Below are 24,111 nucleotides of genomic sequence, written 5' to 3'. Positions count from 1 at the left end.
CGTTCTCCTTCACTCGTCGGCGGTCACGGCGAGCCCGGCCAGCACGGCCCGGGCCAGCTCCGCCACGTGCGGCGGTTCGACCATGTCCCAGTGGTGGCCCGGCACCGGCGTCACCGTGAGCTCGCCGCGCGTGCGGGCACGCCAGCTCTCCGGCCGCACCTCCGGGCGGCCCTTCACCGGGTGGGTGCCGGTGGAGGTGATGAGGTGGATGCCGGTGTCGACGACCGCCCGGCAGCGGTAGGCGTCGACGGCGTCCTTGCCGGCCAGGTAGACCCGCGCCATCTGCTCGACGACGGCGTTGCCCGCGACTTCGCTGACCATGCCGCGGTCGCGGGCCTCGGCGAGCATCTCGTCGAGGGTGTCGACGGCGCCCGGGGCCAGCTTCAGCACGGCCTCGCCGAACCACGCCAGGGGGTCGCTGGTGTCGACCTCCGGCAGCGGGTTGCCGTAGTCGTCGACGCCTAGGACGGTCGCGTCGATGATGCACAGGTGCTCGACGGCCCGGCCGGCGTTTTCCAGCTGGGCGGCCATTTCGAACGCCACCGAACCGCCCTGGGACCAGCCGGCGAGGCGGATCGGCCGGTCCCCCACCACCAGCAGCAGGTCGGCGACGAAGGCCGCCGCCAGCTCCTCGATGGTGTGCACCGGGTCCTCGCCGGGTGCGAAGCCGGGCGCCTGCAGGCCGAACACCGGCAGCGCCGGGTCCAGCTCGGCCACCAGCTGCAGGTACGGGAACGGGCTCCCGGCGGTCGGCGGGAGCAGGAACAGCGGCGCGACCCCCGCCCGGCCCGGCGACAGCGGCACGACCAGTCCCCCGCCGTGGTCCCCGGCCCGGACGAGGTCGGCCAGGGCGCGGATCGTCGGGGCGCGGAACACCTCGGCCAGGCCGACGGTCGCGCCCAGCTCCGCCTGGATCCGGTCGACCAGCACGACCGCCAGCAGCGAGTGGCCGCCGACGTCGAAGAAGCCGTCCGTGACGCCGACGCGCCGGCCCAGCAGGTCTTCCCACAGCTTGGCCAGCGCCATCTCCAGCTCGTCGCGCGGCAGGACGCCGGACGTCGAGACCGGCGCCGCGTCCGGGGCGGGCAGGGCGACGCGGTCGATCTTGCCGTTCGACGTGAGCGGCAGGGTGTCCAAAGTGGTCAGCGTCGTCGGGACCATGTACTCCGGCAGCCGCTCGGACAGGTGCGCCCGCAGCGCGTCGACGTCCACAGTGGACGGTGAGACGTACCCGGCGAGCGCACCGTCGCGGACCACGGCGACCGCCTCGGTGACGCCGGGGCCGCCGACGAGCGCGGCCTCGATCTCGCCCAGTTCGATGCGGTAGCCGCGCACCTTGACCTGGTGGTCGGTGCGGCCGACGAACTCCAGGCGCCCGTCCGGGAGGTAACGGGCCAGGTCGCCGCTGCGGTAGAGCCGGCCGGGCCCGAACGGGTTCGGCACGTACTTCGCCGCGGTCAGGCCGGGGTTGCCGGCGAAGCCGCGGGCGACGCCGGCACCGCCCGCGTACAGCTCGCCGGTGACGCCGACGGGAACCGGCCGCAGGTGCTCGTCGAGGAGGTAGACCTCGGTATTCCAGATCGGCCGCCCGACCGAGATCGGCGTGGTGACGCACTCGGCGGCGGGCAGCAGGTTGATCACGTTGGCGACCGAGGTCTCGGTGTGGCCGTACTCGTTGGCCACGACGACGTCGGGGGCGTTCTCCCGCCAGAACTCGAGTGCTTCGGCGGTGAGCTGTTCGCCGCCGACGACCAGGTGCGCGGCCGCGCTGGCCGCCTCCGGGGCGAGACACCGGCGCAGCGGCTCGAGGTGTGCCGGGGTCAGCTTGACGAAGCTGAACTTCCGGCCACTGGACAGGACGTCGGCGAGCCCGGCTACCGGATGCTCGTCCTCCGGCACCAGCGTCACCGTCGTGCCGCACAGCAGCGGCAGGAACAGCCCGGTGACGGTCAGGTCGAAGGCCAGCGACGAGTGCACCGGGGCGCCCTCGCCCTCGTCGGCGCGGTAGGCCTGGCGGCACCAGTCCAGGTAGTGGAGCACACCGCGGTGGCTGATCATCACGCCCTTGGGGCGGCCGGTGGAGCCGGAGGTGTAGATGACGTAGGCGAGGTTCTCCGGGTCGACGACCGGGTCGTGCCACGGCACGGGATCGTCCGCGACCGGCTCGTCGGCGAAGACGACGACGTCACCGAGGGCCTCGCCCGCGAAGCGGCGGGTCGTGACGAGCACGCGGGCGCCGGCCTGGCGGAGCATGTACTCCTTGCGGTCCTGCGGATACGCCGGATCCAGGGGGATGTAGTGGCCGCCGGTCTTGAGAATGGCCAGCAGCACCGGCAGCAGCAGCGGGCCGCGTTCGCAGAGCACGCCGACCGGGGTTTCGACGCCGACGCCGTGGGCGCGCAGCCGCTGGGCCAGCCGGGTGGCGCGGTCCTCCAGTTCGGCGTAGGTCAGCTCGGTCTGTCCACAGCGGACGGCAATGGCGTCCGGAGTGGACATCGCCTGCGCGGCGATCCGGCCGTGCAGCGTGCCGCGCAGGTAGGGCTCGGCGGTGGCGTTCCAGGTCTCCAGGAGCAGCTCGCGCTCGTCCGCGCCGAGGACGTCCACTTCGGACAGCCGGACGCCCGGGCGGGCGGCCAGCTCGGTGAACAGCCGGACGAAGTGCTCGCCCATCCGCGCCATCCGGACCTCGTCGAACAACGCGGTCGCGTATTCGAGGACGCCCTCGACGGAACCGTCGGCCTGGCGGACGAAGGAGATCATCAGGTCGAACTTCGCCGTCGTCGACGGCAGGTCGACCGGCGACACCCGCAGGTCGCCCAGGTCCGGTGAGCCGGACGAGGAGTCGTAGACGGCGAACATGACCTGGACGACCGGGGTGTGCGCGAGGTTGCGCTCCGGCGCCAGCTCCTTGACCAGCGCCTCGAACGGCAGGTCCTCGTGCGCCTGGTCGGCCAGCCGGGCCACCCGGACGCGGTCGGCGAGGGTGGCGAAGTCCGGGTCGCCGGACAGGTCGCCGCGGGCGACGACGGTGTTCACGAAGAACCCGACCATGTGTTCCAGCTCGGCCCGGCCGCGCCCGGCGACCGGGGTGCCGACGGCGATGTCCGTGCGGCCGGTGTGCCGCCCCAGCACGACGTAGGCGGCGGCGAGCAACGTCATGAACGGCGTCGCGCCGGCGGCCTTGCCCTGGTCGATCACGGCGGAGGCGGCGGCCGCGGGGATGGTGAAGCGGACCGAAGCGCCGTGGTGGTCGCGCTGGGCCGGCCGCGGGCGGTCCGCGGGCAGCTCCAGGGTCTCCAGCCCGGCGAGCCGTTCCTTCCAGTACGCGAGGTCGGCGGTGTGGGCGTCCACCCGCGACTGTTCCCAGACCGCGAAGTCCGCGTAGGACAGTTCGACCGGCGGCAGTTCCGCGCCGGTGTAGAGCTTGCGGAGGTCGTCCATGAGGATCGGCAGGGACCAGCCGTCGCAGGCGATGTGGTGGACGTTCAAGGCCAGCACGTGCCGCTCCGGCGCCTCACGGACCAGCAGCGCCCGGAACACCGGGCCGGCGGCGAGGTCGAAGGGACGGCCGACGTACTCGGCGAGCACGGTGCCGAGGTCGCCTTCGACCACCGGCAGGTCGACCGGGGCCGGAGCCCCGATCACCTGGCGCGGCCGGTTGTGCTCCGCGGTGTACGTCGTGCGCAGGATCTCGTGCCGCGCCACCAGGGCGTCGAGGGACCGCCGGAGCGCCTCGACGTCGAGTGTGCCCTCCAGCCGGAGCAGGAGCGGCACGGCGTACTCGGCGCTGTCCGGGTCGAGCCGGTCGAGGAACCACAGGCGTTGCTGCCCGGCCGACAGCGGCAGCGGCGCGCCGCGGCCGGCCCGGCCGAACGCCCGGGCCGGCGTCGCGGCCCGGCCGCGCAACCGCTTCGCGAGCACCGCGGCCCGCAGCCGCGCGGCGCGCTCGGCGTCGGCCGGCTCGGCGGCGGGGCGGATGTCGAACGTGGTCATGCGCTGGCCTCCTCGGAAAGGGAGTCGAGGAGCTCCTGCTCGGACATGCCGGCGAGCTCGGCCTCGATCTCGGTGTGGACCACGGCGGCGAGCGCGGCGACCGTGGTGGTCTGGAACAGCACGGGCAGGGGCAGGTCCACCCCGAACGCGGCCTGCAGCCGCATGCGGACCTTGGCGGCGAGCACGGAATGCCCGCCGAGGGCGAAGAAGTCGTCACCGAGCCCGACGCGGGGCACGCCCAGGACCTCGGCCCAGATGTCGGCGATCAGCTGCTCCTCCGGGCTGCCCGGGGCGACGTAGTCCGCCGTCTCCTCGGCCGGTTCGGGCAGCGCGGCCCGGTCGAGCTTGCCGCTGGCGTTGACCGGCAGCGCGTCGAGCACGACGAACGCGCTCGGCACCAGGTGCTCCGGCAGCCGCTGCCCGAGGAACGTCCGCAGCTCGGTGGCCGTCACCTCGCCGGCGACGTACGCGACCAGGCGTTTCTGCCCGGCCGGGTCGGGCTTGGCGAGCACGACCGCCGCGGTCAGCGCCGGGTGCGCCCGCAACGCCGACTCGACTTCGCCGAGTTCGATGCGGAAACCGCGGATCTTGACCTGGTCGTCGGTCCGGCCGAGGAACTCCAGCTCCCCGGCGCGGGTGCGGCGGACGAGGTCGCCGGTGCGGTACATCCGCCCGCCCGCCGGGTTCGCCACGAACCGGCTCGCGGTCAGTCCCGGCCGGCCGAGGTAGCCGCGGGCGAGGCCCGGGCTCGCGACGTACAGCTCGCCCGCGACGCCCGGCGGCACCGGCTGGAGCCGGTCGTCCAGGACGTACGCCTGCGTGTGGGTCAACGCGGAGCCGATGGTCACCGGGGCCCCGACCACCAGGGGTTCGGACACCGTCGAGACGACCGTGGCTTCGGTCGGGCCGTACATGTTGAGCATCCGGCGGCCCGGCGCCCATTTCGCGACCAGGTCGGGCGGGCAGACGTCGCCGCCGACGACGACCGTCCGGAAGTCCGGCAGGTCCGGGTCCTCGACCGTGGCCAGGGCCGCGGGCGGGATCAGCGCGTGCGTCACGCGGCCTTCGGCGAGGACGTCCCGCAGCTGGTCGCCCAGGAGCGGCCCGGGCGGGGTGACGACCAGCGCGGCGCCGGTCATCAGGGACGCGCACAGCTCCAGGATCGACGCGTCGAAGCTCGGCGACACGTACTGCAGCACCCGGTCGCCCGGGCCGACCCGGTAGGCGGCGACGGTGCTGGCCACCAGCGTGCCGAGGCCGGCGTGGCTGACGACGACGCCCTTCGGCCGTCCCGTCGAACCCGACGTGTAGATCACGTACGCCGCGTTCTCCGGCTTCACTTCGACGTCCAGCGGGCTGTCGTCCATTGTGGACATCGGCAGTTCCCGCAGTGCGAGCACCGGGTTCGCGTCGTCGAGCATGTACTGGACGCGCTCGGCCGGGTAGCTCGGGTCGATCGGCAGGAACGCCGCGCCGGTCTTGACCACCGCGAGCTGCGCGACGACCAGGTCGGCCGAGCGTGGCAGCAGCAGCGCGACCACCGTTTCCGGTGCGGCCCCGCGCTCACGCAGGAGCCTGGCCACGCGGTTGGCCGCCGAGTCCAGTTCCGCGTAGGTGAGCGAGTCCGGTCCGGCGACGACGGCCGGGGCGTCCGGAGTCCGTCGCGCCTGGGCCTCGATGAGCCCGGCGAACGTGCCGCCGGGAGCGTCGTCGTCCGCTGGGGTCAGCCGGCCCGCGTCCAGCATCGGGACGCGGTCGACCGGGCGCCGCGGGTCGGCGGCGAAGCCGGTGAGGAGACGGAGGTAGCGCTGCGCGAACGCGGCGACCGTGTCCTCGTCGAACAACGCGACCGGGTATTCGAGGACGCCGCCGATCGTGCCGTCGGCCTGCTCACGCAACACCACGGCGAGGTCGAACTTCGCCGCGCCGGTCTCGACCCCGACGGATTCGCAGTCCAGGCCGGCGAACTCCCAACCACCTTCGGACATCGTCTGCAGCGCGAACATCAGCTGCACCAACGGGTTCCGGCTCGGATCGCGGTCCGGCCGCAGCTCGGCGACGACCCGGTCGAACGGGACTTCCTGGTGGCTGAAGGAGTTCAGCGCCGTCTCGCGGACCCGGTCCAGCAGTTCGGTGAAGCCCGGCGAGCCGGTCAGGTCGGCGCGCAACGCCAGGGTGTTGACGAACTGGCCGATCAGCCGCTCGGTGTCCGGGTGGTCGCGGCCGGCGACCGGGCTGCCGATCGCGAACTCCCGCAACCCGGTGTGCCGCGCGACGAGCACCTGGAACCCGGCGAGCAGGGTCATGAACAGGCTCGCCCGGGCTTCCGCGCCCACCTCGCCGAGGCGGGCGGCCAGCTCCGCGGGCACGCTGAACTCGTATCGCGCTCCCCGCGGGTCGCGCACCGGCGGCCGCGGGCGGTCCGTCGGCAGCTGCACGACCTGGGGAACGCCGGCGAGCTGCGTCCGCCAGAACTCGACGTCCGCCTCGCTCGGCTGGGACCACGCCGCGACGTCGGCGTACTGCACGGGCAGCGGAGGCAAGTCGACGCCGGCGTAGAGGTCGCGCAGTTCCTCGGCGAGGATGCCTTCGGACCAGCCGTCGAGGACGATGTGGTGCGCCGACAGCGCCAGGACGTGGTCGTCCTCGGCGAGCCGGCCGAGCGCGGCGGCGAACACCGGCCCGGTGGCGAGGTCGATGGGCCGTGCTTGGAGGAACGGCGCGATCTCGTCGATCTCGGTGACCGGCAGCGCCACCGGGCCGGCCGGGTCGACGACCTGCTTCGGCTCGCCGTCGATCTCGACGAACCGGGTCCGCAGGATCTCGTGCCGCGTGACCAGCTTCGTGAGGGCGGCGGCAAGAGCGTCGACGTCGAGGGGCCCGCGGAGGCGGACGGCGTTCGGTACCAGGTACTCCGCGCTCGACGGCGCCATCCGGTCGGCCAGCCACATGCCGACCTGGACCCCGGCCAGCGGCGCCGGGCCGTCCGGCCGCTTCGGGATGGCCTCGAACTCGCGCTTGGTGGCGCGGGCGACGGCGCCGGCGAGTTCCGCGACCGTGGGCGAGTCGAAGATCAGCCGGATCGGGATGTCCGCCGAGAGCCGCTTGCGCAGCTCGGCGACCACCCGCACGCCCAGCAGGGAGTGCCCGCCGAGGTCGAAGAAGTTGTCGTCGGCGCCCACTCGCTCGACGCCGAGGACGTGCTGCAGCACTTCGGCGACGAGTTCCGCGACCGGGCCTTCGGGAGCGCGGTACTCGGCGCCGGCCGCGGCCGGCGCGGGCAGGGCCTTGCGGTCGATCTTGCCGCTGGTCGTGGTCGGGAACTCGGGCAGCACGCTCAGCGCCGTCGGCACGAGGTAGACGGGCAGCCGCTCGCGCAGCCGCTCGCGGATCTCGCCCTCGGTGAGCGTGACGCCGGCCTGCGGGGTGACGTACCCGGCGAGCCGCTTGTCGCCCGGCACCGGCTGCCACACCGTGACCGCGGCTTCGCGGACGCCGGGCAGTTCCAGGAGGACCTGCTCGACCTCGCCGGGTTCGACGCGGATGCCGCGGATCTTGACCTGCGAGTCCTGGCGGCCGAGGAAGGTCAGCGCGCCGTCGGGGGTGCGCAGGCCACGGTCGCCGGTGCGGTAGAGCCGCTCCCCCGGCTCGAACGGGCTGGCCAGGAACGCCGACGCCGTCTTGCGCGCGTCGCCGAGGTAGCCGCGGGCGAGGCCGACGCCGCCGATGAACAGGTCGCCGGGGACGCCGACCGGGACCGGCCGCAGGTGCTCGTCGAGGACGTGGATCTGGTTGTTCGCGATGGGCGAGCCGACGCTCACCGAGCCCGCGCCGTCGAGGTCCGACCGCAGGCACGTGCGCATGGTCGAGTCGATCGAGACCTCGGTGGCGCCCCACTGGTTGTGCAGCGTGGCGGTCTCGCCCAAGCGGTCGAAGAACAGCTTCAGCAGTTCCGGCTGGAGCGCTTCGCCGCTGGTGATGACGTTGCGGACCGTCTTGAGCGCGGCGCGGTCGACCGGCGTGAGCTGCTCCAGGAACAGCGTCAGCATGCTCGGGACGAACTGCAGGTTGGCGACCCGGTGCCGGATCGCGCCGTCGAGGATGGCGGCCGGGTCTCGGTGCAGGCCCGGCGGGATCAGCGCGACGCGCCCGCCGGCGATGAGCGGCCACAGGCATTCCACGGCGGCGTCGTCGAAGACGAGGGTCGTCTTCTGCAGGACGCCTTCGCCCGGCTGGAGCCGGTAGGTGTCCTGGTGCCAGCGCAGCCGGTTGACCCAGCCGCGGTGGGTGCTGGCGACGCCCTTCGGCTTGCCGGTGGAGCCGGAGGTGTAGTAGATCGAGACGAGGTTGTCCGGGTGGGTGGTGTCCGTGGTTTCCGGTGCTTCGCCGTCCAAATCGGACACTGCGAGGAAGGTGACCTCGTTGCTGTGCGGGGTCGTCGCTCCTTCGTTGACCAGGCACACCGGAGAACGCGCGTCGCCGAGGATGCCGAGCACCCGGGGTTCGGGGGCGTCGGTCTCGATCGGGACGAACGCGCCGCCGGCCTTGAGGATGGCGACCAGGCCGACGATCAGGTCGATCGAGCGGTCCATCCGCAGGCCGACCGGGACGTCCGGGCCGACACCGTGATCGGCGAGCCGCGCGGCGAGGACTCCCGCCCGGCGGTCGAGCTCGGCGTAGTCGATGTGGTCGTCGAGGTATTCGACGGCGATCGCGTCAGGGGTCCTCTTCGCCTGCTCGGCGATGAGGTGGTGGAGGCAGACGTCCTCGTCGTAGGCGACCTTCGTGTCGTTGACGCCGTGGACGAGGTGGTCCCGCTCGGCGTCGGTGAGCAGGTCCAGCTCGCCGACCGGGGTTTCGGGGGCCTCGGCGATCCGTTCGAGGAGGGTCGTGAAGTGGCCGGCGAGACGTTCGACGGTCGTGGCGTCGAACAGGGCGGTCGGGTACTCGAAGATGCCGGTCAGGGCGCCGTCGGGGTCCTGGGCGAGGGCGAGTTCGAGGTCGAACTTGCTGACGTGGGTGTCGACGGCGAGCTTTTCGACGGTCAGCTCCGGCAGCGCCCAGCCGGCCTCCTCGTTGTTCTGCAGGGCGAACACGATCTGCACGAGAGGGGTGCGGGTGAGGTCGCGCTGCGGGCGGAGGAGCTCGACGATCCGGTCGAACGGGACGTCGTCGTGGTCGAACGCGGCGAGGGTGCCGGTGCGGACCCGGTGGAGCAGTTCGGTGAAGGCGGGGTCGCCGGTCAGGTCCGCGCGCAGCGGCACGGTGTTGACGAAGTGGCCGATGAGCGGCTCGGTCTGCGGGTGGCTGCGGCCGGACACCGGGGTGCCGATCGCGAAGTCCCGCATGGCGGTGTAGCGGCCGATCAGGACTTCGAAGGCGGCCAGGACGGTCATGAAGAGGCTCGCACCCTGCTTCGCGCCCAGCTTCTGCAGGCGGTCGACGACCTCGGCGGGGACGTGCACGGGAGTCTTGGCGCCAGCGATGTCCCGGGTGAGGGGTCGCGGCCGGTCGGCAGGCAACTCGGCGACGTGCGGCATGCCGTCGAGGGCTTGACGCCAGAAGTCGAGCCCGGCTCGGTCATCGGCCGTGGCCTGCCAGGCGGCGACATCGCCGAACTGGACGGGCAGGGCGGCGGGCTTCACGCCGGCGTAGTGGTCGCGCAGCTCTTGGGCGAGGACGCCCATGGACCACCCGTCGGCGACGATGTGGTGCAGCAGCAGGACGAGGACGTGGTCGCGCTCCGAGACTCGGGCCAGTGCGGCCCGGAAGACCGGGCCGTGCTCGAGGTCGAGCGGGATTTCGACCTGCGACCGCACGAAGGCTTCGACGGCCTGGTCCAGTGCCGTTCCGGGCGCGGGGTCGACCGCCGGCCGGCCCCCGCCGACCGGCGGCGCGGTGAGGTCGGTCACCGGCAACGGCACCGGCCGCACCGGGTCCACCACCTGGACCGGCTCTCCCTCCACCTCGACGAACCGGCTCCGCAGCACCTCGTGCCGCGCCACCACCGCCGACAGCGCGCCGCTCAACGTCTCCACGTCGAGGTCTCCGCCGATGCGCAACGCCAGCGGCACCAGGTACTCCGCCGAACCCGGCGCGAGCCGCTCAGCGAACCACAACCCGCGCTGCACCGGCGAAAGCGGTGTCCGCGTTCCGCGCGCGCGGACCGGGATCGGCGCCAAGTCCACAGTGGACGCCTCGGGCACCAACCGAGCCAAGGAAGCGATCGTCGGCGCCTCGAACAGCGCTCGCACCCCCAGGCGCACGCCGAACTCCGTGCGCATCCGGCCCGTCACCTTCGCCGCCAGCAGCGAGTGCCCGCCCAGGGCGAAGAAGTTGTCCGCCACCCCCGGCGACGGGATCCCGAGCACGTCCGCCCAGATCCGGGCCAGCGCGACCTCGGTCGGAGTCCGCGGGGCCACGTGCCCGGCCACCACCCGCTGCGGCGCGGGCAACGCCGCCCGGTCCAGCTTGCCGTTCGCGGTCCGCGGCAGCTCCGCCAACGGCGTGATCACCGACGGCACCAGGTACTCCGGCAACCGCGCCGCGACGAACTCCGCCAGCACCGCCGGGTCGGCCGTCCCCACGACGTAGGCGACCAGCAGCCCGTCCCGGACCACGACCGCGGCCTGCGTGACCCCGTCGTGCCCGGCCAGCACGGCCTGCACCTCGCCCGGCTCGACGCGGAAGCCGCGGATCTTGACCTGGTCGTCCGTCCGGCCGGCGTACTCGAGGACCCCGGCAGCGGTCCACCGCGCGAGGTCACCCGTCCGGTACATCCGCTCACCCGGCACGAACGGCGAGGCGACGAACCGTTCCGCCGTCGCCGCAGGCGCGCCGAGGTACCCCAGCGCCGTGCCGACCCCGGACAGGTACAGCTCGCCGACGACCCCCGCCGGCACCGGCCGCAGCCGCGCGTCGAGGACGTACGCGTGCTTGCCCACGAGCGGCCGCCCGATCGGCACCGGCCCGGCCACGGTCGTGACCTCGTGGAACGTGCTGAAGCCCATCGTCTCGGCCGGGCCGTACCCGTTGACCACCGCGACGTGCGGGTACGACCGCAGCACCTTCGCCAGGTGCGCGGGCGAGGCCGCCTCGCCGCCGGTCATCGCGCGGCGGACCGTCGCGAACACCGCCGGGTGCTCGTCGACCAGGAAGTTGAACAGGCTCGCCGAGACGTCCAGGACCGTGACGCCGTGCGCCACGACCAGGTCCTCGATCAGCGCCGGCTCAGGCCGCTGGCCGGGCTGGAGCACCACCGTGCCGCCCGAAAGCAGCGGCCCGAGCAGCTGGGTGCCGAACGCGTCCCACGACACCGGCGCGCACTGCAGCCACACGTCGCCGGGGCCGAACCCGGCGTAGTCCTGGCCGGTCAGCGTGCCGACGACCGCGCGGTGCGGGGCCGCGACCGCCTTCGGGACGCCGGTCGAACCCGACGTGAACATGACGACGGCGAGGTCGTCCGGACTGCCGGGCAGGCCGAGGACACCGCCGTCGCGGACGGCGATCGCGGCCGCGTCGGCCACGACGTCGATCCGCCGCCAGGGCAATGAGCGCCCATCGGTGAGCACGACCGCGGCCGAGGTCCGCCGCAAAGCGGAAACCAGGCGTTCGGCCGGGAAGTCGATGTCCAGCACGGTGTACGCGGCCCCCGCCTTGAGGACGGCGAGGAGGGCGACGGCCAGCCGCGGCGAGCGTCCGATGTGGACACCCACCAGGTCTCCGGGCCGGACCCCTTCGGCCACCAGGTGCCGGGCGAGCCGGTTGGCCTCGGTGTCGAGCTGCCCATAGGTGAGCGTCGAGCCCTCGAAGACCAATGCGGTCGCGTCCGGCGCCCAGGCCGCCTGCCGCTCGACCAGCTCGTGCAGCCGCATCGCCGGCGCGGTCACCTGAGTCGAACCGAAGGCCAGCAGTCCGGCCCGCTCGCCGGAACCGAGCACGTCCAGGTCCACGACGGACACGTCCGGTGTCGCGACGGCCGCGGTGAGGAACCGGGCGAACCGCTCCGCGATCGTCGCGGCCGTGGCCGGGTCGAACAGGTCGGTCGCGTACTCCAGCTGCCCGGTCAGGCCGGCCGGGGTGCCGTCGGAACCGTGGTTCTCCTCGATGCCCGCGGTGAGGTCGAACTTGGCGACGTCCCGGCGGACCGCGACCCCCTCGGTGGCCAGGCCGGGCAGGCTGACCTGCGCGGTCGCGTTGTTCTGCAGCACCAGCATGACCTGGAACAGCGGGTGCCGGGCCGCCGACCGCGCCGGGTTCAGCTCCTCGACGACCCGCTCGAACGGGACGTCGGCGTGCGCCAGCGCGGCCAGGCCCGCGTCCCGGACGCGGGCCAGCAGCTGCCGGAACGTCGGCTGCCCGGACACGTCCGTCCGCAGGACCAGGGTGTTGACGAAGAAGCCGGCGAGATCGTCCAACGCGGTGTCGCCGCGGCCGGCGACGGCGGTGCCGAGCGGCACGTCGTCACCCGCGCCGAGCCGGGACAGCAGGGCCGCGAACCCGGCCTGCAGCGCCATGAACAGCGTCGCGCCACTACCCCGGGCCAGGTCGGCCAGTCCCTTGTGGACGTCCGCGCCGAGCGCGAACCCCACCGAGCCACCGCGGTGGCTCGCGACGGCCGGGCGGACCCGGTCGGCGGGCAGCGCCAGCTCCTCGGGCGCGCCGGCGAGGGTGTCGCGCCAGAACGCGAGCTGACCCGCGAGCTCCGGCTCGTCCAGGACCTCGCGCTGCCACAGCGTGTAGTCCGCGTACTGCACCGGCAATGGCGCCCAGTCCGGCGCCTGCCCGTCGAGGCGGGCCGCGTAGGCGGTGGCCAGGTCGCGCCACAGCGGTGCGGCGGACCAGCCGTCGGACGCGATGTGGTGCAGCACCAGCAGCAGCACGTGGTCGTCGGCGGCCACCGAGACCAGGTGCGCCCGGATCGGCAGCTCGGCCCGCAGGTCGAAGACGTGCGCGGCGGCCTCCGCGAGGACGTCCGGCAGCGAGTCCTCGGTGGACTCCACCACCGTCCACGGCACCTCGAACGACGTCAGGATCTCCTGCCACGGCTCGCCATCGCAGGACGGGAACACCGTCCGCAGCGACTCGTGCCGCTCGACGACGTCGGCCAACGCCGCCTGCAGAGCGGCGACGTCGAGGTGGCCGCGCAGGCGGAGCGCACGCGGGACGTCGTAGCCCGCGTTGGCCTCCTCGGCCTGGTCGACGAACCACAGCCGCTGCTGCGCGAACGACAGCGGCAGCCGGTCCGGGCGTTCCCGGCGGGTCACCGGCGGCCGCGCCGGGGCCGCGTCACCCAGGACCTCGGCGAGCCCCGCGACGGCCGGCGTGCGGAACAGGTCGCGGATGCCCAGCTCGACGCCGAGCACCGCGCGGACGCGGCCGATCAGCCGGGCGGCCAGCAGCGAATGCCCGCCCAGGTCGAAGAAACCGTCGTCCACGCCGACCTCGGGCAGCCCGAGCACTTCCGCGAACAGTCCACAGAGGACGTTCTCGGTGACGGTCCGCGGTCGGCGACGCGAGCCCGCCGCGAAGTCCGGCGCGGGGAGTGCGCGGCGGTCGAGCTTGCCGTTCGCGGTCCGGGGCAGCTCGGGCAGCGGCACGATCGCCGACGGCACGAGGTAGTCGGGCAGCCGCTCGGCCAGGTACGCCCGCAGTACGGCCGGTTCGGCGGCACCGACGACGTAACCGATCAGCCGCCCGTCGCGCACGACGACCGCGGCCTGCTCGACGCCGTCGTGCCGCGCCAGCACCGCCCGCACCTCGCCGGGTTCGACGCGGAAGCCGCGCACCTTGACCTGGTCGTCGGCGCGGCCGACGTACTCGAGGACGCCGTCGGCCCGCCAGCGCACCAGGTCGCCGGTGCGGTACATCCGCTCCCCGGGGACGAACGGCGAAGCCACGAACCGCTCGGCCGTCGCGGCGGGCAGGCCGCGATAACCGTCGGCGAGACCGTGGCCCGCGAGGTACAGCTCACCCGTCACGCCGGGGGCGGCCAACGCCAGGTGGGCGTCGAGGACGTACGCGCGCTTGCTCGCGACGGGCCGCCCGATCGGGATGGCCGTGCCGCCGAGGTCCGCGGCCGTGATCGGGTGGAACGTCGTGTAGCCCATGCTCTCGGCCGGGCCGTAGCCGTTGACCAGCCGGACGTCCGGGTACTCGCGCAGCGCCTTGGTGACGTGCTCGACGGACGCCGGCTCGCCGCCGGTCATCGCCCGGCGCAGCACGGTGAACACCTGCGGTTCCTGGTCGAGGAGGTAGTTGAACAGGCTCGCCGACGCGTGCAGCACGGTGACGCCGTGCTCGACGACCAGCGCCGCGATCCGCTCCGGCTCCGGGTTCTGGCCGGGCTGCAGGACCGTGCGGCCGCCGTAGAGCAGCGCGCCGAACAGCTGGAGCGCGAAGCCGTCCCACGAGACCGGGGCGCACTGCAGCCACACCTGGTCGGCGTCGAAGGTCGCGTAGCCCTGGCCCATGGTCGCGACGACCCCGCGGTGCGACGTCGCGACGCCCTTGGGAACGCCGGTCGAGCCGGAGGTGAACATGACGCAGGCCAGGTCGGCCGGGGTCAGCTCGACGTCCGGGGTGGTGCGGTCCGGGTGGCTCGGCAGTGCCTTCAGGATCCGCCGCACGCCCGCCTGCTCGGTGACCGCGGCCAGCCGCTCCGCGGGGTAGCTCGGGTCCAGCAAGGTGTACGCGGCCCCGGACTTGAGCACGCCCAGCACCGCGATCGCGAACTCGAAACCGCGGTCCATCAGGACCCCCACGACCTCGCCGCGGCGGACGCCGTCGTCGAGCAGGTGGTGGGCGACCTGGTTGGCGCGGGCGTTCAGTTCGCCGTAGGTCAGCGACTCGCCCTCGAACAGGATCGCGACGGCGTCGGGGTCCTGCCGTTCGACGATGGTGTGCAGGCAGTCCTGCGGCGCGTCGCTCACCTGAACCGCGTGGCCCGCGCTCAGCACGAGGTCGCGCTCGCCGGTGGTGAGCACGTCGTACGCCGTCACCGGCTTCGCGGGTGCGTCGGCGATCTGCTCCAGCAGCCGCACGAACGCCGCCGCCAGGCGCTCGGCGGTGGCGGCGTCGAACAACGCGGTCGCGTACTCGAAGGCGCCGGTGATGCCCTCACCGTGGTCCTCCAGGGCCACGGTGAGGTCGAACTTGGCGACCGCACGGGCCACCTCGTACGGCTCGGTGTCCACTCCGGACAGCTCGGGCGCCGGGGCGTTCTGCTGCAGCACCAGCATCACCTGGAACAGCGGGTGCCGGGCCGCCGAACGCGCCGGGTTCAGCTCCTCGACCAGGCGCTCGAACGGGACGTCGTCGTGCTCGAACGCGCTCAGATCGGCTTCGCGGACGCGGTCCAGCAGCTCGGTGAACGTCGGTGCGCCGCTGACGTCGGTGCGCAGGACGACGGTGTTGACGAAGAACCCGACGAGGTCGTCGAGCGCGGGGTCGGGCCGGCCGGCGACCGGGGTGCCGATCGGGACGTCGTCGCCCGCGCCGAACCGCGCCAGCAACGTGGCGAGCGCGGCCTGCAGGACCATGAACAGCGTCGCGCGCTGCCCGGCGGCCAGCTCCAGGAGCCGGGCGTGCAGCCCGGCCGGGATCGTGACGGCGGCGGACCCGCCGGTGTGGTCCGCGGTGGCGGGCCGGACGCGGTCGTATGGCAGCGCCAGCTCTTCCGGCAGCCCGGCGAGCGCGTCCGCCCAGTACGCGAGGTCGCTGTCGAGTTCTCGTTGCCACAGCGTGTAGTCCGCGTACTGCACGGGCAGCGGAGTCCACTCCGGAGCGTGGCCGCCGAGCCGGGCGGCGTAGGCGGTGGCCAGGTCGCGCAGCAGGACCGGGATCGACCAGCCGTCCCCGGCGATGTGGTGGGTCAGCACGAGCAGGACGTGCTCGTCGCCCTCGCTGAACAGCCACGACCGCACCGGCGGCGCGGCGGCCAGGTCGAACGGCGTCCGCGCGGCCTCGGCGACCGAGCCGGTGCCGAGCTCGAACGGGACCTCGAAGGAGTCCAGGATCACCTGGTACGGGCCGGACTCGTCCTCGGCGTAGTACGTGCGCAGCGCTTCGTGGCGACCGGCCACATCGGACAGTGCCGCCGAAAGCGCGGAGGCGTCGACGTCGCCGCGCAGCCGCAGGGCGATCGGCATGTGGTAGGCGGTGTCGCCGGGGTCCATCCGGGCCAGGAACCACAGCCGCTCCTGGCCGGGCGCCAGCGGCAGGCGGTCCGGCCGCGAGCGCCGCGTGACGGCCGGGCGCGCCGCGACGGCCGCACCGAGGCTTTCGCTGAGCCCGGCGACCGTCGGGGTCGCGAACAGTGCCCGCACGGTGACGTCGAGGCCGAGGACCGCGCGGATCCGCCCGGCCAGCCGGGTGGCCAGCAGGGAGTGGCCGCCCAGGTCGAAGAAGCCGTCGTCGATGCCGACCTCGGGCACCCCGAGGACCTCGGCGAACAGCTCGCACAGCGCGTGCTCGCGCGCGGTCCGCGGGACCCGGCCGGCGCCGCTCTCCAGGGCAGGGGCGGGCAGGGCCTTGCGGTCGAGCTTGCCGTTCGGGGTCCGCGGCAGCTCGTCGAGCAGCACGAACGCCGACGGCACCATGTACCCGGGCAGCGCGGCCGCCAGGTGCCGGCGCAGGTCCTCGGCGTCGACCGGCTCACTGGGTACGACGTACGCGACCAGGCGCTTGTCGCCGGGCCGGTCCTCGCGGACGACGACCGCGCGCAGCGCGACCGCCGGGTGCGCGGCCAGCACGGTCTCGATCTCGCCGAGCTCGATGCGGAAGCCGCGGATCTTGACCTGGTGGTCGACGCGGCCGAGGAACCGGATCTCGCCGTCGCGGCGGCGGGCGACCAGGTCACCGGTGCGGTACATCCGCTCCCCCGCCGCGAACGGCGAGGCGACGAACCGGTCCGCCGTGAGGTCGGGCCGCCCGAGGTAGCCGCGCACGACGCCGTCGCCGGCGATGTACAGCTCGCCCGGCACGCCCGGCGGGACCGGCCGCAACGCCCGGTCGAGCACGTGGACCTGCGTGTTCGCGATCGCCGTGCCGATGGTCGGCGAGCCTTCGCCGACGCGGGCGGTGGTCGACCAGATCGTCGTCTCGGTCGGGCCGTACATGTTGGTCACCGACGCGGCCCGCGCCCGCAGCGCGACGGCGAGGTCGTCGGGCAGGGCTTCGCCGCCGACCAGGACGTGCACGTCCGACAGGTCGACCGGCTCGGCCAGCAGGGCGTGGAACAGGCTCGGCGTGGCCTGCAGGAGCGTGACGTCCTCGGCGAGCGCGGCCAGGGCCCGGGAGTCGCGCACGTCGTCCCGGCTCGCGAGCACGACGGTCGCCCCGGCCAGCAGCGGCGCGAAGATCTCCAGGCCCGCGATGTCGAAGCCGACGGTCGTGACCGCGAGGAGCCGGTCCCCGGCGGTCATCCCGAACCGGTCGACCATGTCGAGGAGGAAGTTCAGCAGCGGCCGCCGCGGCACGACGACCCCCTTGGGGCGGCCGGTCGAGCCGGACGTGAAGATCACGTACGCCGGGCTGTCCGGCGACGCGGTGTGTTCCAGGTTCCCGGTCTCGTCGGCGAAGACGAGGTCTTCGCTGTGCAGGACCAGGGCCGGGTCGGCGTCCTCCAGCATCATCGCCAGGCGGTCGGCCGGGTACTCCAGGTCGAGCGCGAGGTAGCCGGCGCCGGTCTTGAGCACGGCGAGCATCGCGATGATCAGCTGCTCGTCGCGCGGCAGCGCCAGGGCGACGTACCGCTCCGGCCCGGCGCCGCGGCCGGCCAGGTGGTGGGCGAGCCGGTTGGCCCGGGTGTTCAGCTCGGCGTAGGTCAGCGTCGTCCCGCCGAACTCCAGGGCGGGCGCGTCCGGGGTCGCGGCGGCCCGGGCCTCGAACAGCTCGATGACCGAGGTGCCGGGCAGCGGTCGTGCCGTCTCGTCGTTGGCCGTGGCGATCGCCGTGCGTTCGACCTCCGACAGCAGGTCCACAGTGGACAAAGTCGCTTCGGGTGCCTCGACGGCAGCGGCCAGGAGCCGGACGAACCGGTCGGCGAGGTCGGCCGCGGTACCTTCGTCCAGGAGGTCGGTCGCGTACTCGAGGTACCCGCCGATGCCGGCCGGTTCCCCCGCGGCACCGGTGTTCTCCTCCAGGTTGAGCGTGAGGTCGAACTTGGCGGTCTCGGTGGTCACCGGCACGTCCGCCGTGGCGAGGCCGGGCAGGCTCAGGTTGGCCGCGACGTTGTTCTGCAGCGCCAGCATCACCTGGAACAGCGGGTGCCGCGCGGTCGAGCGCGCCGGGTTGAGCCGCTCGACGATCCGCTCGAACGGGACGTCGGCGTGGTCGAACGCCGTCAGCGCGGTCTCGCGGACCCGCCGCACGAGTTCGGTGAAGGTGGGGTCGCCGCTGAGGTCGGTGCGCAGGACGAGCGTCGTGACGAAGAACCCGACGAGGTCGTCGAGCGCGGCGTCGGGACGGCCCGCCGAGGGGGTGCCGACGGCGACGTCGTCCCCGGCGCCGAGCCGCGAGAGCAGCGCGGCGAACCCCGCCTGCAGCACCATGAACAGCGTCGCGTGCTCACCGCGGGCGAGGTCGAGCAGCCGCGCGTGCAGCTCCGCGTCGAGGCGTATGGGCAGCGTGGCCCCGCGGTGGCTCGCGACCGGCGGACGCGGGTGGTCGAAGGGCAGGCTGATCTCGTCGGGCAGGCCGGCGAGCGCTTCGGCCCAGTAGCCGAGGGAGTCGTCGGTCGGCTCCTGTTGCCACAGCGCGTAATCCGCGTATTGGACCGGCAATGGCGTCCACTTCGGACTCTCGCCGGTGACGCGGGCGGCGTAGGCCGTCGAGAGGTCACGCAGCAGCGGCGCGAAAGACCAGCCGTCACTGGCGATGTGGTGGGTGACGAGCACCAGGACGTGGTCGTCACCCTCACGCCGCAGTGCCGCGCGGATCGGCAGATCGGTGGCCAGGTCGAACTCGCGCGCGGCGAACTCGGCGACGTCCACCGCTCCTTCGGTCCACGGCAGCTCGGTGAGCGGCCGGATTTCCTGGCGGGGCACGCCGTCGGTGTCGGGGAACACCGTCCGCAGGGCCTCGTGGCGCCCGAGGACGTCAGCAAAGGCCTGGCGCAGCGCCGCGACGTCGAGAGGGCCGGTCAGCCGGAGCGCGCGAGGCACGTTGTAGGTCGCGCCGGCTTGGTCGAGCTGCTCGACGAACCACAGGCTGCGCTGCGCCGACGAGAGCGGCAGGACGTCCGGGCGCGGCCGGGCCACGACGGCGGGCCGGGCGGCCCGGGCGCTGTCGAGGACCGCGGCCAGGCCGGCGACGGTCGGCGCGCGGAAGACGTCGGCGACGCCGATCCGGGCGCCGAGCACCGAGCCGATGCGGGCGACGAGCCGGGCGGCGAGCAGCGAATGGCCGCCGAGGGCGAAGAACCCGTCGTCGACGCCGACCGTCTCGATCCCGAGGACGTCGGCGAAGAGTCCACAGAGGACTTCTTCACGCGGGGTGCGCGGCGCGCGGCTGGTGCTCGTGCGCTCGGGTGCGGGCAGGGCCCGGTGGTCGAGCTTGCCGTTGGGGGTCAGCGGCAGCGCGTCGAGCCGGACGAACGCGCTCGGCACCAGGTGTTCCGGCAGCCGTTCGGCGAGGTACGCGCGGAGGTCGGCGGCCTCGCCGACGACGTAGGCGACCAAGAGCTTCTGGCCGGGCCGGTCCTCCCGGACGACGACCGCCGACTCCGTGACGGCCGGGTGGGTGCCCAGCGCGGTCCGGACTTCGCCCGGCTCGACGCGGAACCCGCGGATCTTGACCTGGTCGTCGGCGCGGCCGACGTACTCGAGGACGCCGTCGGCGCGGCGGCGCACGAGGTCGCCGGTGCGGTACATCCGCTCCCCCGCTTCGAACGGCGACGCCACGAACCGCTCGGCGGTCAGGTCCGGACGGCCGACGTAGCCGTCCGCGATGCCGCCGCCCGCGGCGTACAGCTCGCCGACGACGCCGGGCGCGACCGGCCGCAGCCGCTCGTCCAGGACGTACGCGCGCTTGCCGTTCAGCGGCACGCCGATCGGGATGGCGGCGCCGGTGAGGTCGGCCGCGGTGACGCGGTGCGTGCTGACGAAGATCATGTTCTCGACCGGGCCGTAGCCGTTGGTGAAGGTCACTTCCGGGAAGGACACGAGCGCCTTCGTCACGTGGGCGACCGAGGCCGCCTCCCCGCCGGTGTAGATCTCGCGGACGTGCGCGAACACGCCGGGGTACTCGTCCAGCAGGAAGTTCAGCAGGCTGGCGGAGAAGAACGCGGTCGTGACGCCGTGCCGCGCGACCAGGTCGGCGATGAGCGCCGGCTCGGGCTTCGGGCCGGGCTGCAGGACGCAGGCGGCGCCGGTGAGCAGGGCACCGAACAGCTCGAACGCGAAGGCGTCCCAGGAGACGGGCGCGGTCTGCAGCCAGACGTCACCCGAGTAGCCCTGGCCGAGGATCGTGGTGGCGACGGCTTCGTGGGAGGCGACGACGCCCTTGGGCGTGCCGGTGGAGCCGGAGGTGAACATGACGCAGGCGGGGCCGGCCGGGCTGACCGCGCGGCCCGGCGCGGCCGCGACGGCGTCCACTGTGTCCAATTCGGACAGGTCGTCCAGCACGATCGGCGCGTCGACCTGCTCGGCCAGGAGCTGCCGGCGGTCGGCGGGGAACGACGGGTCCAGGAGCGTGTACCCGCAGCCGGCCTTGAGCACGCCGAGAATGGCGGTGACCAGGTCCGGGCCGCGGTCGAGGCAGATCGCGACGATCCGGCCGGACGGGACGCCGGTCAGCAGCGCGGCGACGCCGTTGGCGCGGGCGTCCAGCTCGGCGTAGGTGACGACCTGGTCTTCGAACAGCAGCGCGGTGCGGTCCGGGGTGCGGCGGGCGTGGCTCTCGACCAGCTCGTGCAGGAGGACGGCCGGGACGGCGGGTGCGGGCATGCCACCCGTCTCCGCCTGGGCGCGCTCGGCGTCGTCGAGGAGGTCGAGGTCGCCGATGCGGGTGTCCGGGTTCGCGGCGACGGCGGCCAGGACGCGCAGGAGGCGGCCGGCCAGCGTGGCGGCGGTGGCGCGGTCGAACAGGTCGCTCGCGAACTCCAGGAGGCCGGTCAGCTCGCCGTCGCGCTCCTCGAAGATCGCGGCCAGGTCGAACTTCGCGTAGCCGATGTCGACGCGCTCGCCGGTGGCGCGGACGCCGGGCAGGTCCAGCTCGGCGGCGAGGTTGTTCTGCAGCACCAGGAGCACCTGGAACAGCGGGTGGCGGCCGAGCGACCGCGCCGGGTTCAGCTCCTCGACGACCCGTTCGAAGGGCACCTCGGAGTGCTCGAACGCGGCCAGGCAGGTTTCGCGGGCGCGGTCCAGGAGCTCGCGGAACGTCGGGTCGCCGCCGGTGGCGGTGCGCAGGACGACGGTGTTGACGAAGAACCCGACGAGGTCGTCGAGAGCGGCGTCCGTGCGGCCGGCGACCGGCGAGCCGACCGGGACGTCGTCGCCCGCGCCGAGGCGGGTGAGCAGGGCGGCGAACGCGGCCTGCAGGACCATGAACAGCGTCGCGCCTTCCGCCGCGGCCAGCTCGGCCAGCTTGCGGTGGACGTCGGCGGGGACGTCCATCGGGACGACGCCGCCGCGGTGGCTCGCGACCGCGGGACGCGGGCGGTCGGTGGGCAGCGGCAGTTCTTCGGGCAGCCCGGCCAGGGTGCCGCGCCAGTAGGCGAGGTCCCGCTCGACGGGCAGTTCCTGTTGCCACAGCGTGTAGTCCGCGTACTGGACCGGCAGCGGCGTCCACTTCGGAGGGTTGCCGGCGGCGCGGGCGGTGTAGGCGGTCGACAGGTCGCGCAGGAGCGGGGCGAAGGACCAGCCGTCGCTCGCGATGTGGTGCACGACCAGCAACAACACGGCGGTGTCGCCGGGCAGGGTGAAGAGGGTGGCGCGGATCGGCAGTTCGCGGGCCAGGTCGAAGCCGGCTTCGGTGGCCGCGGTCAGGTCCTGGGCCAGGGTGTCCTCAGTGGACTTTTCGATCGCCAGCGGGACTTCGCCGGACGGCAGGATGTGCTGGACCGGCTCGTCGCCGTCGCGGGTGAAGATCGTGCGGAGGGCTTCGTGGCGGGCCACGACGTCCCCGACGGCCAGCCGCAGCACGTCGGCGTCGACCGGGCCGTCGAGGCGGACGGCCTGCGGGACGTGGTAGCTCGCGTTCCGGGTGTCGGCCTGGTCGAGGAACCACAGCCGGCGCTGCGCGAACGACAGCGGCATCGGCTCGGGGCGATGGCGCGGCGTCAGGGCCGGGCGCGCCTCGGGGGCGTCTTCGAGGAGTTCGGCCAGGCCGGCCGGGGTCGGCGCGCGGAAGACGTCGCCGATGCCGGCCTCGACGCCGAGCGTGGCGCGGATGCGGGAGACGAGCTTGGCGGCCAGGAGGGAGTGGCCGCCGAGGGCGAGGAAGCCGTCGTCGATGCCGACGCCGTCGACGCCGAGGATCTCCGAGAACAGCTCGCAAAGCGCGGCTTCGCGCGGGGTGCGCGGGGCGCGGCCGGTGCGGGCGGCGGACCAGTCCGGCGCGGGGAGGGCCTTGCGGTCGAGCTTGCCGCTCGGGGTCAGCGGCAGGTCTTCGAGCACGACGAACGCGGCCGGGACCATGTATTCCGGCAGGTTCCCGGCGAGCGCCGCGCGCAGGGCGTCGACGTCGGGCGCGGCGCCGTCCGGGACGACGTAACCGACCAGGCGCTGGTCGCCTTCGCGGTCCTCGCGAGCCAGCACGCAGGAGCCGCCGACGCCGGGCTGGCGGTCGAGGACGGCCTCGATCTCGCCGAGCTCGACGCGCAGGCCGCGAATCTTGACCTGGTGGTCGGTGCGGCCGAGGTAGTGCAGGGCGCCGTCGCCGGACCAGCGGGCGAGGTCACCGGTGCGGTACATCCGCTCCCCCGGCCGATGAGGGCTGGCCACGAACCGCTCGGCGGTGAGGCCGGGGCGGCCGTGGTAGCCGCGGGCCAGCTGGATCCCGGCGAGGTACAGCTCACCGGCGACGCCGGGCGCGACCGGCTTCAGCTCGGCGTCGAGGACGAACGCGTGCGTGTTCCACACCGGACGTCCGATGGGGACAGTCGTTTCTCCGGGCTCGCACGCCCAGTACGTGACGTCGACCGAGGCTTCGGTCGGGCCGTACAGGTTGTGCAGCTCGACGCCCGGGAGCGTGGCGAAGAACCGGGCCTGCAGCTCGGCGGGCAGGGCCTCGCCGCTGCACAGGACGCGGCGCAGGCCGGTGCAGGTGGCGGCCGCGGGGTCGAGCAGGAACGCCTGCAGCATCGACGGGACGAAGTGGACGGTCGTGATCCGCTCGGTGCGGATGATCTCGGCCAGGTAGGCGGGGTCGCGGTGGCCGCCGGGACGGGCGACGACGAGCGTGGCGCCGGTCAGCAGCGGCCAGAAGAACTCCCAGACGGAGACGTCGAAGCTGGACGGCGTCTTCTGCAGCACGCGGTCTTCCCCGGTGAGGCCGTACTGGGCCTGCGTCCACATGAGACGGTTGACGATGCCCTCGTGCGGGACCAGGACGCCCTTGGGGCGGCCGGTGGAGCCGGAGGTGTAGATGGCGTACGCGAGGTCCGTTGTGGACGTTTCCGGTTCCGGCGCCGGGTGCGCCGAGAAGTCCACGGCGTCGAGGAGGATGGTCTCGGCGTCGATTCTGTGGGCCAGGTGGGTCTGGGTGAGGACGACCGGCGCGGCGCTGTCGGCGACCATGTAGGCCAGCCGGTCGGCCGGGTAGTCCGGGTCGAGCGGGACGTAGGCGCCGCCGGCCTTGAGCACCCCCAGCAGGGCGATCACCAGCTCAAGGCTCCGGTCGGCGCAGACGCCGGTGAGGACACCGGGGCCCACGCCCCGCTCGACCAGGAGGTGCGCGAGCCCGTCGGCCCGCCGGTGGAGTTCGCGGTAGGTCAGGGACTCGCCTTCGAACACCAGCGCCGGCGCGTCCGGGGTGCGGGCCGCCTGCTCGGCGAGCAGCCGGGTGAGCGTGCGGCCCGCTTCCGGGACGTCGGTGGTGGTGTCGTTCCAGGCCGCCAGCAGCTGCCGGGCGTCGTGGTTCACGGTGATCAGCTCCAGTTCGTTCACTGCCGGCGGG

The 24,111-nt window shown here is 73.7% G+C and carries 2 protein-coding genes; both read right to left on the bottom strand.

The features are described from left to right. Positions 1-9 precede the first annotated feature (9 nt). Positions 10-3,993, bottom strand: coding sequence for a non-ribosomal peptide synthetase (locus tag ACERZO_RS19370; RefSeq protein WP_372666088.1), 3,984 nt, complete (start codon positions 3,991-3,993; stop codon positions 10-12). After that, a complete protein-coding gene (locus ACERZO_RS19365) occupies positions 3,990-24,101 on the bottom strand; it encodes a non-ribosomal peptide synthase/polyketide synthase (RefSeq protein WP_372666087.1) in 20,112 nt (6,703 codons plus the stop codon). The genes ACERZO_RS19370 and ACERZO_RS19365 overlap by 4 nt, the downstream gene beginning before the upstream one ends. Between the last annotated feature and the right edge of the window lie 10 nt (positions 24,102-24,111).

Source organism: Amycolatopsis kentuckyensis (assembly GCF_041679295.1).
Lineage (GTDB): Bacteria > Actinomycetota > Actinomycetes > Mycobacteriales > Pseudonocardiaceae > Amycolatopsis > Amycolatopsis kentuckyensis_A.
This window is presented reverse-complemented; position numbering and strand designations above follow the sequence as displayed.